The organism is Candidatus Pseudoscillospira sp. SGI.172 (assembly GCF_050313575.1).
GTDB lineage: Bacteria > Bacillota > Clostridia > Oscillospirales > Oscillospiraceae > Vermiculatibacterium.
Genome location: NZ_JBNPLQ010000006.1, coordinates 33,212 through 49,581 on the forward strand (window position 1 = coordinate 33,212; position 16,370 = coordinate 49,581).

Here is a 16,370-nt window from a genome sequence, read left to right on the forward strand (position 1 = left end):
ACAGGCAGCTACAGTCCCCACAGAGCCTTCCGGCCCTGTGGGGACTGTACTTTTTCACCCCTGGCGTTTCCCCTCCAGCAGCGCCTGAAAGGCCGTCTCGTCCAGCACGGGCACGCCCAGCTCCTGGGCCTTGCGGAGCTTGGAGCCGGCGGACTCCCCCGCCACCACATAGGAAGTCTTTTTGGATACGGAGCCGGACACCTTGCCCCCGAGAGCCTGGATGCGCTCCCCCGCCTCCTTGCGGGTGAAGGCGGTGAGCTCCCCGGTGAGGACGAAGGTGAGGCCGGCCAGCTGATCGCCCACCGGCTGGGCACGGCTTTCCATGTTGACCCCAGCTTCCTTCAGCGTCTCGATGAGGTGCCGGGACTGGGGATCGCGGAACCAGGCCGTCAGGCTCTCGGCGGTGATGGCCCCGATGTCGGGCACCGCCGTCAGCGCCTCGGCCCCGGCTTCCGCCAAGGCGTCCAGCGAACCGAACTGCCGGGCCAGCACCTGGGCCGCCTTCTGCCCCACCTGGCGGATGCCGAAGGCAAAGAGAAGCCGGGAGAGGTCGTTTTGGCGGGATTTGTCGATGGCGGCGATCAAATTCTCCGCCGATTTCTTTCCCATCCGGTCCAGCGGCTCCACATCCTCGGCGCGCAGGTGGTACAGATCGCCCGGTGCCTTGAGAAGCCCGGCGCTCACCAGATTCTCCACGGCGGCCGGACCCAGACCCTCGATGTCCATGGCGTCCCGGGAGGCGAAGTGGACCAGGTGCCGGAGGAGCTGGGCGGGGCACTCCGCGCCGGTGCAGCGCAGGGCCGCGCCGTCCTCGTCCCGGACCACCGGGGAACCGCACACCGGACAGCGCCCGGGCAGAAAGTAGGGCGTTGTCCCCTCGGGGCGGCGCTCCTTCAAAACAGATACGATCTCGGGGATGATCTCCCCCGCCTTCTGCACCAGCACCGTGTCCCCGACGCGCACGTCCTTTTCGGTGATGAAGTCCTGATTGTGCAGCGTGGCGTTGGTGACCGTGGTCCCCGCCAGCCGCACCGGCTCCACCACCGCCTTGGGAGTGAGCACCCCGGTGCGGCCCACCTGGACCACGATGTCCAGCACCCTGGAGGGCTTCTGCTCCGGAGGATACTTATAGGCGGCGGCCCACCGTGGGAACTTGGCCGTGCTGCCCAGGGTCTCCCTGTCTGACAAGGAATTTACCTTTATAACAGCTCCGTCAATGTCGAAGTCGAATTCCTCCCGGCCGTCCCCGATCGCCCGGATGCACCCGCCGCACTGGGCGATACTCCCGCAGATGGTGTGTGGAATGACCCGGAACCGCTGGCTTTTCAGGTAGTCCAGCGTCTCCACATGCTCCGTAAAGGTCTTTCCCTCTACATATTGAATGTTGAACACCAGAATATCCAGCCGCCTCTGTGCGGCGATTTTGGGATCGAGCTGACGGAGCGATCCGGCGGCGGCGTTCCGGGGGTTGGCAAAGAGGGGCTGGCCCCGGAGCTCCCGCTCCTCGTTGAGCCGGGCAAAGACCGACCGGGGCATAAAGACCTCGCCCCGGACGATGAGCCGCGGCAGGGCCTCGGGCAGGCGCATGGGGATGGAGCGGATGGTCCGCAGGTTCTCGGTGACGTCCTCCCCCACCCGGCCGTCGCCCCGGGTGGCCCCCCGGACAAACACGCCGTTTTCATACTCCAGCGCCACCGACAGCCCGTCCACCTTGGGCTCCACGTCGTAGACCGCGCCCTCCACGCTCTCCCGGACCCGCTGGTCGAACTCCTCCAGCTCCTCCAGGGAAAACACGTCCTGAAGGCTCTCCAGCGGCATGCGGTGAACCACCTCCTCAAAGCCCTCCGCAGCCTTTCCCCCCACCCGCCGGGTGGGGGAATCCGGCGTGGCCAGCTCCGGATGGGCGGTCTCCAGCTCCTCCAAGCGGCGGAGCTTCCGGTCAAATGCAAAGTCGCTCATGGTCGGCTGGTCCAGCACGTAATATTCGTAATTGGCCCGCTCCAGCTCCTCCCGGAGCTGCGCGATCTCCTGTTGTTCATTCATGTCAAGCACTTCCCTTTTACAGCTTGGCGCACCGCCGCACCAGGGCGGGCGAGACTCTGCGGAGGAGCAGAAAGGCTCCGTGACCCAGAAGGCCCCCCAGAGTGTTGAGGATCAGGTCGTCCACGTCGGTGCCGCGGGAGACGAAGAGCTGAAAAAACTCAATGAAAAGCGACAGTCCAAAGGCCCAGAGGGTCCCCTTCCACCACCGGGGCTTGTCCGCCAGCAGTCCCGCGAAGAGCCCAATGGGCATAAATATCAAAATATTTCCAGGGAAATTGACCCAGAACGCATCCCACAGCCCATGGCGGACGTAATAGCGCAGAAGCGCCCAGCTCCGCCGGATGGGGGTGAGGTTGAGCCCGCCCTGAAAAGCGGGGGGCAGATGGGGCCGCTGACCCCGGAGGACGGCGGGCCAAAACCCTGCGGGGGTGAGGGTCAGGGCCAGAAGCCCCGCCAGAAACATGAAAAGCAGCATCAGCGCCCCCTCCCGCCATGGGCCGGCCAGCCGGCCCGCGGCCGCCCGGCGCCTGCGCCGCAGTGGTCTCAGGACCAGCCAGAGGAGGGCGCCCAGAAGCGCCGGGAGGAGCATTTGGATGAGGTAGGACAGGACGGTCACCAAAGGCCCCTCCCTCCTTTCAGGAATTTAAATTCAGATAGGCGTCGGGCACCTGCCCCACCACCACAGTCTCTGCCACGCAGACGGGGGCGGTGACTTCGGTCTCCACCACGCCGCCGGGCAGCAGCAGCCGGGCGCTGACCGTCACGTCCAGCATCACCCGATAGTGGGTCTGGTTAATGCCCGCGCTGGTGAATTCATTGCGGAAGGCCGCGTCGGTGGAGGCCACCGTCAGCACCCGCACCGGCAGCTTCGGTCCCAGGGCGGAGAGCAGGTCGATCCCGGTCACCGAACCGATGGGAACGCCCAGATCATGGCTGTTAAGTGTTTCCACCTGCGCCACCATCTCCTCCATCACCTCGGTCCGTAGACGGTTGAGCCTGGCGGTATCGGTGGTGAGCATGGAGATTTCCCCGTTTTCCCCGGTCCGAACAGAGATGAGATCGCCGGAGGAGACGGTGGCATCGGCCAGAACGTCGGAGACGGTCTGGTCGGCCATCCGGGTGATCTGGTTGCGCACCTTGGCCTCGGCCAGATTCTCCAGCTGAGGCCGCAGGGCGAGATTGAGCCGGTGGATGAGCAGCAGCGCCAGCCCCACGCCCAGAACGGCGGCGAGGAAGAGCTGTCCACCCCCCTCTTCCCGGCGGGTCTGTCTCCGGCCGACCCGCCCCGGCCTGCGGAGCCAAAGGCCCCGTCCCAACGGTCTGCGCATGCGCCCACCCCCTCTGGACAGCGTATGCGAAAACCGGCTTGTCTTAGGACCGCAGGGCCTCCACGGCCAGCAAAATTCCCAGCTTGCCCGACTCGTAAGTGAGGCCGCCCTGGAGGTAGGCGGTGTAAGGCTCCCGCATGGGCCCGTCGGCGGACAGCTCGATGGAGGCTCCCTGGATAAAGGAGCCCGCCGCCATGATGACGGGGGTGTCGTAGCCCGGCATGTCCCAGGGCTCCGGGGTCACATAGGAGTCCACGGGCGCCCCCATCTGGATGCCCTTGCAGAACTTCTTGAGCGCCTCCGGCGCCCCGAAGTGGATCATCTGGATGATGTCGTGGCGGGTCTGGGTGGAGGCGGGGTCGGTGCGGTAGCCCAGCAGCTCCATCATCCGCGCCGCGAAGAGGGCGGTCTTGACCGCCTGAGCCGCGGTATGAGGGGCAAGGAAAAGCCCTTGATAGAGGCTGCGGTTGTTGCCCAGAGAGCAGCCGCCCTCTTTGCCGATGCCGGGGACGGAGAGCCGCATGGAGGCCGCCTCCACCAGGTCGTGCCGTCCGGCGAGATAGCCGCCGGTGGGGGCCAGACCGCCGCCCGGATTCTTGATGAGGGAGCCCACCACCAGGTCGGCCCCCACCTGCGTGGGCTCCAGGGTCTCCACGAACTCGCCGTAGCAGTTGTCCACCAGAATGGCCAGATCCCGCCGGACGCCGTGGACGGCGTCACAGATGGCCCCGATCTCCGCCACGGACAGGGACGCCCGGGTGGCGTAGCCCCGGGAGCGCTGGATCATCACCGCCTTGATGGTGGGGTCCTCCCCCACCGTCCGGGCGATGGCCGCCAAGTCGGGCTTTTCGTCGGCGGTGAGCTCCACCTGACGGTAGCCGATCCCGTAGGACTTGAGGGAACCGGGGGCATTGCCCACGATGCCGATGGCGCTCTGAATGGTGTCGTAGGGCGCGCCTACGGCGTAGAGAAGGGTCTCTCCGGGCTTCAGCGCCCCGAAGAGGGCGCAGGTGATGGCGTGGGTGCCGTTGATGAACTGGATGCGCACCAGAGCATCCTCGGTGTGGAAGATCTGAGCGTAGATCTCTTCCAGTTTGTCCCGGCCCAGGTCATCATATCCGTAGCCGGTGGTTCCGGCAAAGTAGCTCTCGGAGACCCGGTGGGTCTGAAAGGCGTCCAGCACCTTCTCCGCGTTGGCCTGGGCCACCTGATCCACCCGGTCGAACTGCTCCCGCAGGTCGTCCTCGGCCTGTCGGGCCAGCGCCCGGGTCTCCTTGCTGATCTGTAAAGGCATTTTAACTGACAACTCCTGTTATAGTTTACACTGAGCAAAGGCCGCAGCCAGCCGGGCGCAGGCCTCCACATCGGACAGATCCACCGTCTCGGTGGGGGTGTGGGTGTAGCGGCAGGGAATGGAGATTCCTCCGGTGATCACCCCCAGGCGGCTTTGATGGATGGCTCCTGCGTCGGTGCCGCCTCGGGTGAGCACGTCGATCTGGTAAGGAATTTCACTTTCTACTGCCAGAGCGGAGAGCTTTTCCACCATTTGCGGATGGCAGATGACGGAGGTGTCCATCACTTTGACGGCCGCACCCTTGCCCAGGGCCGCGCTGCCCGCCCTGGACGCGCCGGGGTAGTCGTAGGCGCCCGTGACGTCCACGGCCACGGCAAACTCCGGATCCACGCCGTAGGCGGCGGTCTTGGCGCCCCGGAGGCCAACCTCCTCCTGGACGGTAAAGACAAAATAGAGATCGTTCTCCCGGCTCTCCAACCGCTCCAGCGCCATCAGCAGCACGGCGCAGGAGACCCGGTTGTCCAGGTAGGGGGAGATGACCCGATTCCCCGTCCGCCCGGCGGCGGTGGCGTAGACGGCGGTATCTCCCAGCTTCACCAGGGCGGCGGCCTCCTCCCGGCTGGCCGCGCCGATATCCAGATAGAGATCGTCCATCGTGAGCTTGTCCTCGTCGGCCTTGCCGTTCACCTTCACCGCGCCCAGGACCCCGTTTTCAAAGCGGACGGGGACGTTGCGGATGTTCTGTGGCTGCACGCCGCCCAGTTTGCCGAAGCGGACCGCGCCGTTTTCCTCCAGGTAGGTGGCCACCAGCCCGATGGAGTCCATGTGGGCGGCGAACATCACCTTGGGCCCGCTGCCCTTCCGGTGGACGATGAGATTGCCCAGGGTGTCGGTGGTGATGTCGTCGGCAAAGGGTCGGGCCAGCCCGGCAATGGCCGCAGCCACTGCGCCCTCCCGGCCGGAGGGGCCGTGGATAGCGGTGAGCCGGGCAATGAGATCGAATGTTTCCATATTAAATCCTCCCCTCGGCGGCAGACCGGATGAAGAGCCGGGCCAGCGCCTTGATGTGGTCAAAGTCCCGAACGGCCGCCACGCTGGACGGCGAGTGGAGATAGCGCACGGCGGCGGACACGGCCCCCACCCGGACGCCGTCCTTGGTCCGCTGAACGGCCTTGGCGTCGGTGCCGCCGGAGACGTACTCCTTGGTCTGCCAGGGAATACGGTTCTCCCCGGCCAGGTCCCGTAGCAGCTCGAACACTCCACGGTCGTAGATGGTGCCACCGTCCATATAGGGGATCACCGGACCCATGCCCGGGCGGCACACCCGGCGGTGGGCGTCGGTGGTGGGGCTGTCGGCGGCGGTGGTGCCCTCCAGGATCAGAGCCAGCTCCGGCGTCACGGAGAAAGCCGCGCCGAAGGCCCCGCGGGTGCCCACCTCCTCCTGAACGGTGAAGGCGAAGGTCACGTCCATGGGCAGCTCCTCCTCCAGCAGCTCGATCATCACCGCGCAGCCGATGCGGTCGTCAATGGCTTTGGCCTTGAGCATTCCCTGCCCGAACTCCGCCATGGTGTCGGAAAAAACGGCGAAATCCCCCGGATGGGTAAGCCGCCGGGCGACCTCGCCGTCCTTCGCGCCGATGTCGATATAGAGCTCCTCCAGCTTGGGCACTTTTTTCCGCTCCTCGGGAGAGGTCAGGTGAATCGCCTTCAGCCCGATGACGCCGGGGATGCGCTTCTCCCCCACAAAGACCGGCTTGCCGATGAGCACCCGGCGGTCGACGCCGCCCAGGCAGCCAAATTTCAGATAGCCGTCGTCAGTGATGCGTTTGACGATGAGCCCCACCTCGTCCATGTGGGCGCAGAGCATCAGCTTCCCGGGGGCGGACTTTGCCCCCTTCTTGACACAGATGAGGTTTCCCATCCCGTCGGTGCGGACCTCCGCGCCGGCGGCCTCCGCCCGGGAGCGGAGGTAGTCCCGGACCGGCCCTTCAAAGCTGGATGGCCCGCTGAGGGCGCAGAGGGTCTTGACCGTATCCAGCAGCATTTACGCCCCCTCCTTTCCAAGTCCCCGGGCAAAAGCGGCCAGGAGTTGGGCGGTGCGCTCCATGTCCTCCAGCGCCACCACCTCAATGGGACTGTGCATATACTTCAGCGGCAGAGAGACCACCGAGGTAGGGATGCCCTCCAGGCAGGTCTGCATATGCCAACCGTTGGTGCCGGAATGCCCCTCCATCACCTCGATCTGATAGGGGATGTCAAGGGCTTTCGCCTTCTCCTCCATCCGGTGGGTCATCCACCAGGCCATGTTGGGGCCCGCGCCGATGGCGGGGCCGCCGAACACCTTGCAGGGGGCGTCGTCCTCCGAGAGACCGGGGGTACGGCCGAAGGTCACATCCACCGCCACGCACCAGTCGGGATTGACGGCGTTGGTGCCCACGATGGCGCCGGCGCCCGAGATCTCCTCCCGGACGCTGCCCAAAAGATAGAGGTCCACGTCCAGCTCGGCGTCCTTCAAAAGCTCCGCCGTCCGCAGCAGAATGGTGAAGCAGGAGCGGTCGTCCAGGGACTTGCCGCACACTTGGCCGTTCTCCAGCCGGAAGCAGCCCTCCCGGTAGACCATGGGGGTCCCGACGGGGATGAGGCGCTCGGCCTCCTCCTGGGCAAGGCCCACATCCACCCGCAGATCCTCGATGGTCACCGCCTTGTCGTGGTCGGCGGCGGTCTGGACGTGGGGCGGCAGACAGGCCACCACGCCGAAGAGGGGCTCCGGCCGGGTGAGGATGGTCAGCTCCCGGGCGGGGAGCATCCGGGAATCCACCCCGCCGATGGGGGCGAAGCGGAGGAAGCCCTCTTCGATGCCGGTGACGATGAGGCCGATCTCGTCCAGATGGGCGTCCAACAGCAGCCGCTTGGCCCCCGGCTTTCCGCACCGGCGCACGCCCACCACGCTGCCCAACCGGTCGACAGACACCTCGTCCATCCACGGGGAGAGCAGTTCCCGGGCCGTCCGGGCCACCGGGCCCTCAAAGCCGGAGGGTCCGGCCCGGGTGCACAGGCGGCTCAGAGTATCATACAGATCCATAGGTCACGTTCCTTTCGTTACGCTTCCAGCTCGCGTACTATTTTCTTGAAGGCGTCGCCCCGCTCCATGAAGTTTTTGAACTTATCGAAGGAGGCACAGGCGGGAGACAGGATCACCACGTCCCCGGGTCGGGCGGCCTTGTGGGCGGCCAGAACGGCGTCCCGGAAGTCGTGATACTCCTGAATGGGAAGCTGTCCCTCGGCGTAGTCCGGGGCGCTCTCCACCGCGGCACGGATCTTGGGAGAGGTGTCCCCTGTCAAAATAAGGAGCTTTACATGCTCTGTCACCAAAGGTCCCAGGTCGTCGAATGGGATGTGCTTGTCGTAGCCGCCGGCGATGAGGATGACCTTTTCCGCAAAGCACTTGAGCCCGGCCATGGTGCGGGTGGGGCTGGAGGCGATGGAGTCGTTGTAGTAGCGCACGCCGTTCAGGGTGCGCACCAGCTCGATGCGGTGCTCCACCCCGCTGAAGGAGGCGGCGAAAGCACGGATGGTCTCGTCCTTCACAAGGCCCTCTACGGCGGCGATGGCCGCCATGTAGTTCTCCACGTTGTGGTCGCCGGGGAGCAGGATGTCCTCCCGGGGAAGCACCGCCCGGCTCTTCTCCCCGTCTGAGACCCAGATGGCCCCGTCCCGCAGGAACACGGAGGAGCCCTCCGGCTCCTCCCGGCGGCTGAACAGGGTCACCTGCCCCGGGGCCCCGGCGGCGAAGGAGCGGGTAATGTCGTTGTCGGCGTTGAGAATCACCCGGTCTCCGGCGCTTTGGTGGGTAAAGATGTTCTCCTTGGCAGAGATATACTCCCCCATGGAGCGGTGGATGTCCAGGTGATTGGGGGCCAGATTGGTGACCACGGCGACGCGGGGGCTCAGATCCATGGTCATCAGCTGGAAGGAGCTCAGCTCCACCACGGCGAAATCGCCCGGCTCCATCATTTCCGCGTCTGGGAGCAGAGGCTTGCCGATGTTGCCTCCCAGGTAGACATTATATCCCTCGGCCTTCAAAAGCCCGGCGATGATGGTGGTGGTGGTGGTCTTTCCATCGCTGCCGGTCACCCCCAGGATGGGGCAGGGACAGACCTGGAAAAACACCTCCATCTCCGAGGTGAGCTCACTCCCACGCTCAACGGCGGCCATGAGCTGCGGCACGTCGGGGCGCAGGCCGGGGGTGCGGAAAATGACGTCCTGGCCCTCCAGATGATCCAGGTAGTCCTTGCCCAGATGGACGGAGGCCCCCAGGCTCTCCAGGGCCTCGATGCGGCCGTCGAACTCCTCCCGGGAGCGTTTGTCGCAGGCGGTGACTCTGGCCCCCGCCCGGAGCAGCATCCGAATGAGCGGGGTGTTGGACACGCCGATGCCCAGTACTGCCACCCGTTTTCCCTTAAGGCCCTCCAAGTATTCCCGAATGGTGAGGTGCATATCGGGCTCCCTCCTTCCCTTCCAAAATCATTTCAAAAAAAGTCGCCAAAATATTATATCGCGTTTGGTAGAAGATTTCAATGAAAACAGGTTTGACATTGGCGGCCTGATGGGATAAAATGAGACAGCAAGCAAGCTGGGCAGCCGCGGGGCGAGGCCGAAAGGCCCGTTCTGAGGAAAGTCCGGGCTCCATAGGGCAAGGATAACGGGTAACACCCGCCGGGGGCGACCCCAGGAAAAGTGCAACAGAGAGATACCGCCTCCCCCCTTTTGGGGGCACTGCGAAAACTGCGTTTTCGTGGGGAGAGGTAAGGATGGAAAGGCGGAGGTAAGAGCCCGCCCGATGGCTGGGAACAGTCCATCGCTGTAAACTCTATCCGGAGCAACACCGTGGGAGCACGCATGGCCGGCCCGGCTGTGCTCGGGAGGTGGCTGGAGCGTGTCGGCAACGGCACGTCGAGATAGATGGCTGTCTTGAATGACAGAACCCGGCTTACAGGCTTACTTGCGCCAAAAAAGGACACGCCACGGGGCGTGTCCTTTTTTGGCCTTTTTTACGCCTCGCCTCCGGAGCGGTGGTGATACCGCTCCTCGGCCTCCTGGGCGAACTGCCGGGCGTAGAGGTTGTGGTAGTAGCCCCGCCGTGCCAGCAGCTCCCGGTGGGTGCCCTGCTCCACGATCCTGCCGTCCCGGACCACCAGGATGAGGTCGGCCTGACGGATGGTGGAGAGCCGGTGGGCGATGAGGAAGGAGGTGCGCCCCTTCAGAAGCCGCGCGGTGGCCTGCTGGATGAGCTGCTCGGTCTCGGTGTCGATGGAGCTGGTGGCCTCGTCCAGCACGAAGATGCGGGGGTCGGCCAGCACTGCCCGGGCGAAGGAGATGAGCTGCTTTTCCCCGGTGGAGAGCCGGTCGCCGCCCTCTCCCACCTGGGTGTCGTAGCCCTGCTCCAGCTTCTCCACCACCGTGTCGGCCGAGACCGCCCGGGCCGCGGCGTACACCTCTTCGTCGGTGGCGTCCAGACGGCCGTAGCGGATGTTCTCCATCACGGTGCCGGAGAAGAGGTGGGGCGTCTGAAGGACATAGCCCAGGGCGGAGTGGAGCCACAGCTGGCTCTGACGGCGGTAGTCGATCCCGTCGATGAGCACCCGGCCTCCGGTGGGCTCGAAGAACCGACAGGCCAAATTGACCAGGGTGCTCTTCCCCGCCCCGGTCTCCCCCACGATGGCCACCGTGGTCCCCGCGGGGACATGAAGGTTAAAATGGGAGAGCACGTCCTCTGTGCCGTCGGGGTAGCGGAAGGACACATCCTCAAAGGTGATGTCCCCCCGGATGGGGACCCAGTTCTCCTTTTTCGGATGGAAGGCGTCCCCCCAGCGCTTGGTCACCTCGGGGGGATCGGTCACGCCCGGCTCCTCGTGCAGAAGGTCCAGCACCCGCTCCAGGCTGGCCTGGACCGAGACGATGTCGGACAGATCCCGGGCGGTCTGCTGGATGGGCTCAAACAGCCCGGTGGCGTAGGAGAAGAAGGCGGAGAGGGTGCCCAGCAGCAGCACGCCCTCCCGCTCCAGCCAGCCGCCCCGGACCAGCACCAGCGCGGTGGCCGTGGTGCTGAGGAAGAGGATGAGGGGCACATAGAGCGCCGAGACCCGGGCGGCGCGGACGCCGGAGCGCTCCATCTCCCCGGTGAGGCCCTGGAAGTCCTCCAGATTCTGATCCTCGATGACCAGGGTCTTGGAGGTCTTGGCGCCGGTGATCCCCTCGTTGAAGGCCCCGGTGATCCGGGAGTTGAGCTTGCGCACCCGGCGGTTCCAGGTCAAAATGCGCTTCTGGAAATGGCCGGAGAGCAGGACGATCACCGGCGCCACCAGCAGCACCAGCAGGGCCAGCCGCCAGTTGAGCCAGAGCATGGCCAGGAAGGACCCCGCCATGTAGAGCACCCCCCACAGGATGCTGGCCACGTTCCAGCCAAGAACGGCAGAAACCTTGCCCGTGTCGTTCATGGTCCTGGCCAGAAGGTAGCCCACCGGGGTGACGTTGTAGTAGGACAGGGACAGCTTTTGCAGGTGGACGAACTGGGCCCGGCGCAGATCCTTGCCGAAATTCATCTCCACCCGCATGCAGGCCCGGGTCCACCAGACCACCAGCAGCGCCTGGAGCACCGTACAAAGGGCGTAGAGCACCCCGAAGGGGACCAGACCCCGGGTGGTGGCCTCCCCGACAAAACGGTCGATGGCGTAGCGCTGGAACAGGGGGAACAGCACATCGATGACGGCGCAGAGCAGGTTGCCCAGCAGGATGACGGTGAACTCCCACCGGTAGGGCTTCAAATAGGGCAGGATCCCCTTCCAGATCCCGGGATCAAAGGATGTCCCGAAGTCTTTTTCCGCGGTGGCCATCACGCCTCCCCCCCTTCTTCGGCCAGCAGGGCCCGGTCGTCCTGATTCATCTGAATGTCGCACACCCGGCGGTATGGCCCGTCCCGGGCGATGAGCTGGGCGTGGGTCCCCTCCTCGGCCACCCGGCCGTTTTCCAGCACCAGAATCCGGTCGGCCTGCATGAGGGTGGTGACCCGGTGGGAGATGAGGACGAGGGTGGTACCCGCCGCCTGTTGGAGGAGAGCTGAACGGATGTTCGCGTCCGTTTCCGTGTCCACAGCGGAGAGAGAGTCATCCAGCAGAAGCACCGGCGCGCCCGCCAGAAGAGTCCGGGCGATGGCCACCCGCTGCTTCTGCCCGCCGGAGAGGGTGACGCCCCGCTCCCCCACCACGGTGTCGTAGCCCAGGGCCATCTCGGCCAGGGCCTCGTCCACGCAGGCCGCCCGGGCGGCCCGGCGGACCTCCTCCCGCCCGGCGGCGGGGCGGACGGCCCGGATGTTCTCCTCCACCGTCCGGGAATAGAGGAAGGGCTCCTGAAGTACCAGGGCGATATGGCGGCGGACCTCCTCCCGGGGGATGTCCCGCAGATCCACGCCGCCCACGGTGATGCGCCCCGCCCCGGGGGCGAGGTCGTAGAGCCGGGTGAGGAGGGCGGCCACGGTGCTCTTGCCGCTGCCGGTGCCGCCCAGAATGGCAAAAGTCCTGCCCGCGGGGATGGTAAAGGACACGTCCCGGAGCACCGGCTCCTCCCCGCTGTAGCCGAAGGTGACGTGCTCAAAGGCGATGTCTCCGCCCCAGTCGGGGGTTTGAGGGAAGGCAGGCGCGGTCTCCTCCTCCGCGTCCAGGATCTCCCCCACCCGGTCGATGGACACCCCGGCCTTGCTCATCTCGGAGAGCACCCGGCCCAGGGAGCGCACCGGCCAGATCATGGCGGCATTGTAGGAGAGGAAGGCCAGGAGGGTGCCGGGGGTGATGGACCCTGAGACAGTCTCCGACACACCCACCAGCAGCACGGCCAGGATCTGGAACCCGCACAGCAGGTCGCCGCAGGCCCAGTAGATGCTCATCAGCTTGCCCAGGCGGATCCAAAGCTCCGAAAACCGGTCGTTCTGGCGGTCGAACTTCTCCACCTCGAAAGCCTCCCGGCCGAAGGCGCGGACCACCCGCACCCCGGTCAGGTTCTCCTGTACGCCGGTGGTCAGTTCTCCCTCTGCCTCGTCGGCGTCCAGAAAGCGCTGGGCCATCCGGCGATAAAAGAAGAGGGAGTAGGCCACCACCACCGGCAGAAACAGCAGGGCCACCAGAGAGATTTTGGCGTTCATGGGAAACATGAGGGCAAAGGAGACCGCCACCAGGAAAAAGACGCGGAAGGCCTCCAGGCACTGGGTGGTGACGAAATTGCGGATGACCTCCACGTCGGAGGTGCAGCGCTGGATGATCTCTCCCGTCTGGTGGCCGGTGTGCCAGGCGAAGGGCAGGCGCTGAATGTGGCCGAAGAGGGTATCCCGAATGGACTTGACAAACCGCTCCGAACACATGGCGGTGCCGGTGCGGCTCAAAAATCCGCAGAGGGCGGCCAAGGCGGAGACCGTCAGCACCGCCCCGGCCGACCAGAGCAGTGCCTCCCGAAAGGGCAGGCCGGCCAGCCTTCCGGCCAGGACCGCGGGCAGTCCGCCGAAGGGCTCCGTTCCGATGACCGAATCCACCGCCGCCCGGATGATCTGGGGGGTGAGGGCGGTGAAGAGGGTATTGAGCATGGAGCACAGCAAAGACGCCAGAAACAGGGGCGTCACCCCGCGCAGAAAGCGCCAGATGACGGACAATTTGCGGTGGGGCTTCACAGGGGACCTCCTTTCCGGTCTGTGGATGGAAAGCGCCCCCGCGCGCCGCCGGTGAGGCGGAACGCAGAGGCGCGGCTTCGATCAGCGGGAGCTCACTCCTGCTCCCAGTTGTGCCAGACGTTCTGCACGTCGTCGTTCTCCTCCAGGAGTTCGATGAGCTTCTCCATGAGTTTTGCTTGATATTGCGCTATTTTATTTAATTTTAGTAACTTTTTATTCGAATTTCAATTGTGTTTTTTATTGTCTGATTTAACCGCATATCACAACGCAATTTGTTAAATTTATGATAACTGAAGCCGTTGCTAAAGTCAAGTCCATACTTTTTGAGTAAAATAAAAAGATGCATACTGCAGTGCGATTGCGCCCCATAGTAGCATCTTATTATTTGTTATCATCTGGGATGTGCTGCAATATATCTTCGACATTACATGAAAGTATGTTGCAAAGATCATTCAGTGTAGCCGTAGAAATATTGCGATTATGCTTTAACGAATCCAGCGTCCCGCGACTAAATGAGTAGTCTTTAATAAGCGCATACGTTGAAATACCCTTTTGCCGCATAGTTTCCCAAAGCGGATCAAAAATGATAATAAGAACCACCTCTTTCTTGGTTCCTATTATATTTTCTGATTTTAACCTTGAATATTCCCGATATACTGGGTATAATATGTTTACATATTAAAAGCGAATGTGAGGGGATATTAAAGTGCAGAAAAAGAAAAGCAATTTGGGGTTTATCTGCGTAATTATTGCTATTGTCCTTTTGCTTGGCCTACTGGGTAAATCATGCAGTTCTTCGGATAGTCACACATCTGGAGAAATTAGATGTTGGTATTGCAGTAAAGTAATTTACTACAATGGGCGTGCTATTCATTGCTCCCACGAATATTTGAATACATATACTTGTGATTACTGCGGTACACAAAATGTTATAAAATAAATCTCGGATATAGCGAGAGTGTTTTATTGCGTTGGCTCGTTCAATCTTAAAAGAGGCTGGATATTCTCCGGCCTCTTTTAAATTTTCTACATTGCCTTCGCAATTTTCAGTTCTCGCTTGTATTTGTAGAAAGTGTTTCGTGCAAGCCCCGTTAGTCTCATCACATCTGTATCAGTCAAAGTCCCTCCAAAATCCTTAGAGTGTTTCAGAATAACCTCTTTCGCTGCAATACTTTTCTTTGTGGTCAGCTTTGCGCCGGGCTTCTGTCCAATCTGTTTCCCATTCAAACGAGCTGTCTGTATGCCCTCCCGCGTGCGCTGGTGTAAGTCCTCGACTTCCTTTTCGGCCTGGTCAAAGGCAAGTCTGATTTGTTCCCGTGCAAGTTCCAACAGATAGCGGTTAATACCTTCCAGGATAAAGTCAACCGCCGTGTTTGTCATGGGTATACTGCTTTCAAGGGCTTTTCGATAGGTGTCGGTATTGATATGCGGCTCTTTCAAAAAGACAAGGGTGACGCCCCTGTTGTAAAGCTCCTCATAGACTGTAAATCCTTCTTCTGCGTTACGGCTCATACGGCTTACGCTGTCAAAAACAATCGTGTCCCCGGTCTTGACCGCTGCAAATAGCTTGTTCCATTCCTTGCGGTCAATCTTTGTTCCGGTATAGGCTTCCTGCACAATCATAGCGCTGGGGTATTCCCGCTCGATATTCCTGACCTGCCGCGCAATGCTCTGCGCTACGGTGCTGATTCTGGCATAGCCGTAAACGCTCATAAGTGTGTATCTCCCATCTCAATGTGTCTATTCTAACGTTCATTAGATTTGATACTAATAATGTATCACGTTCGGCGGCTGAAGTCAAGCAGTTTTGATACTTTTTAATAAAACGTCAATTTTAATACCAAAAAGACACAAAGAGGGAGAGGCCACAATAGCCCCTCCCTCAAGCATTACACTGAATAATAGTTTTTTGCACATGCCTTCTGCTCCAGTTCTTGGTATCTGTCAGGTTCTACCCACTTACCTAAATTCGCCCGGTATCGCTTTATGTCGCCAATATACATAGGTTCGGCGCTCGGTTCATCCTGGGCTTCTAGCGCTGTCGCAAGGGTATATTCTCTGTCTGACGCATCTTTGGGGTGTAGAAGGTTGATTTTCGTTCTCAGGTCATCACAATAGGTACAGTGCTGCCGTTCGTGTGCATGGTTATACTCCAGCACTCTTTCCCATATGGGTTCCCATGAGCCACAAATTCTTATACCTCTGCACTCATAGTCCATATCACAAGCTAAACCGGGCAGCACCTCCCCATAGGCGTTAAGGTAAATGCCGCAGCATACAACTTTTTTGTCTGGTCTCTCCAAGTGGTAGCTATCGAAAAATTTACACATCGGCTTATGGTCAGCACTCAATACCTCAATCTGCTGTATCATGTACGTTTCCCCGGTCAAGGTATAATCAATGGTATCTTTCAGCACTGCAGCCCTGCCTTCATTTTTAGGGGCGTTCCCATGCGACACTCTCAGCACCTCTGCATAGCTTCTAAGTGCATTCTTATAGCGAATATAGTTCGCCTTGCATATTTCTTGGGATTCGTGGTAACGGTCGAGCGATACTCCTATCTGCACGCGCCACGGTTCCCGCTCCATGCGCCCATATCCGTATTGCTGCGTCAGATGCGTTATCTCAGAGAAACGCTTGATGATGGTCACAAGCTCTTCTTCATAATGCCGCCCGTTAGTTATGATCTGCACTCTCATAAGCGGAATACCGCGCTGCGCTATACCGTTGGCAATGTGCCGAATCGCTGGTAAGTTCAATGTCGGTTCGCCGCCTGTGATTATCAGCCGCCCTATGGCCTCCGTCTGATTGAGTACGCCGTCAATATCTATATTACATAAATCGACATTCTCCGCATCCCCGCGCAAACAATGGGGACATTCCATATTGCAGCGCCTTGTTACCTCAAAAGCCAGTTGGTTAAAAACGATCTTGTTCACTCTATACCTCTTTCAGCGTTTCCAACGCTTTCATTGCCGCCGCTACTGCTTCA

The 16,370-nt window shown here is 61.8% G+C and carries 14 protein-coding genes and 1 other RNA gene; 1 reads left to right on the plus strand and 14 read right to left on the minus strand.

What is annotated here, in order from left to right; translation table 11 throughout:
- Positions 1-54: 54 nt before the first annotated feature.
- From ligA to murD, 8 genes are read right to left on the minus strand one after another with little or no spacing between them, the layout of a single operon-like run.
- Positions 55-2,043, minus strand: a complete 1,989-nt coding sequence (gene ligA / locus ACQRD3_RS03985) for an NAD-dependent DNA ligase LigA (RefSeq protein WP_427779998.1) — start codon at positions 2,041-2,043, stop codon at positions 55-57.
- 16 nt (positions 2,044-2,059) lie between these two features.
- Entirely contained in the window at positions 2,060-2,659 is a 600-nt protein-coding gene (locus tag ACQRD3_RS03990; RefSeq protein ID WP_427780066.1) for a VanZ family protein, read from the minus strand.
- A 19-nt stretch (positions 2,660-2,678) separates the two neighbouring features.
- On the minus strand, positions 2,679-3,371 hold the full coding sequence (gene yunB / locus ACQRD3_RS03995) for a sporulation protein YunB (protein WP_080908373.1): 693 nt from the start codon (positions 3,369-3,371) through the stop codon (positions 2,679-2,681).
- A 43-nt stretch (positions 3,372-3,414) separates the two neighbouring features.
- Complete coding sequence (locus ACQRD3_RS04000) at positions 3,415-4,665, minus strand: aminotransferase class I/II-fold pyridoxal phosphate-dependent enzyme (protein WP_427780000.1); 1,251 nt, start codon at positions 4,663-4,665, stop codon at positions 3,415-3,417.
- An 18-nt stretch (positions 4,666-4,683) separates the two neighbouring features.
- Entirely contained in the window at positions 4,684-5,676 is a 993-nt protein-coding gene (locus ACQRD3_RS04005; RefSeq protein WP_427780002.1) for a M42 family metallopeptidase, read from the minus strand.
- 1 nt (position 5,677) lies between these two features.
- Entirely contained in the window at positions 5,678-6,709 is a 1,032-nt protein-coding gene (locus tag ACQRD3_RS04010) for a M42 family metallopeptidase (RefSeq protein ID WP_427780004.1), read from the minus strand.
- Positions 6,710-7,747, minus strand: coding sequence for a M42 family metallopeptidase (locus ACQRD3_RS04015; RefSeq protein ID WP_427780006.1), 1,038 nt, complete (start codon positions 7,745-7,747; stop codon positions 6,710-6,712).
- A gap of 17 nt (positions 7,748-7,764) precedes the next feature.
- Complete coding sequence (gene murD, locus ACQRD3_RS04020; protein WP_080908377.1) at positions 7,765-9,162, minus strand: UDP-N-acetylmuramoyl-L-alanine--D-glutamate ligase; 1,398 nt, start codon at positions 9,160-9,162, stop codon at positions 7,765-7,767.
- Positions 9,163-9,290: 128 nt separating this feature from the next.
- Between murD and rnpB the strand changes: the two genes are divergently transcribed.
- Positions 9,291-9,674: RNase P RNA component class A (rnpB, locus tag ACQRD3_RS04025), an RNA gene on the plus strand.
- A 42-nt stretch (positions 9,675-9,716) separates the two neighbouring features.
- Here rnpB and ACQRD3_RS04030 read toward each other — a convergent pair.
- The 6 genes from ACQRD3_RS04030 to ACQRD3_RS04055 form a co-directional block, all read right to left on the minus strand.
- Positions 9,717-11,558 carry an ABC transporter ATP-binding protein gene (locus tag ACQRD3_RS04030; protein WP_427780008.1) on the minus strand — a complete coding sequence of 614 codons (1,842 nt, stop codon included), beginning with the start codon at positions 11,556-11,558 and terminating at the stop codon, positions 9,717-9,719.
- Entirely contained in the window at positions 11,558-13,378 is a 1,821-nt protein-coding gene (locus ACQRD3_RS04035) for an ABC transporter ATP-binding protein (RefSeq protein WP_427780010.1), read from the minus strand. The genes ACQRD3_RS04030 and ACQRD3_RS04035 overlap by 1 nt, the downstream gene beginning before the upstream one ends.
- A gap of 92 nt (positions 13,379-13,470) precedes the next feature.
- Positions 13,471-13,569, minus strand: a complete 99-nt coding sequence (locus ACQRD3_RS04040) for a YebC/PmpR family DNA-binding transcriptional regulator (RefSeq protein WP_427780068.1) — start codon at positions 13,567-13,569, stop codon at positions 13,471-13,473.
- Positions 13,570-13,759: 190 nt separating this feature from the next.
- Positions 13,760-13,939 (minus strand): helix-turn-helix domain-containing protein, encoded by a 180-nt coding sequence (locus ACQRD3_RS04045; RefSeq protein WP_427780070.1) that lies wholly within the window; start codon positions 13,937-13,939, stop codon positions 13,760-13,762.
- Positions 13,940-14,404: 465 nt separating this feature from the next.
- Positions 14,405-15,091 carry a recombinase family protein gene (locus ACQRD3_RS04050; RefSeq protein ID WP_427780012.1) on the minus strand — a complete coding sequence of 229 codons (687 nt, stop codon included), beginning with the start codon at positions 15,089-15,091 and terminating at the stop codon, positions 14,405-14,407.
- Between the two features lie 176 nt (positions 15,092-15,267).
- Positions 15,268-16,317: a radical SAM protein gene (locus ACQRD3_RS04055; protein ID WP_427780014.1), complete on the minus strand. Its 1,050-nt coding sequence runs from the start codon at positions 16,315-16,317 to the stop codon at positions 15,268-15,270.
- Positions 16,318-16,370 lie beyond the last annotated feature (53 nt).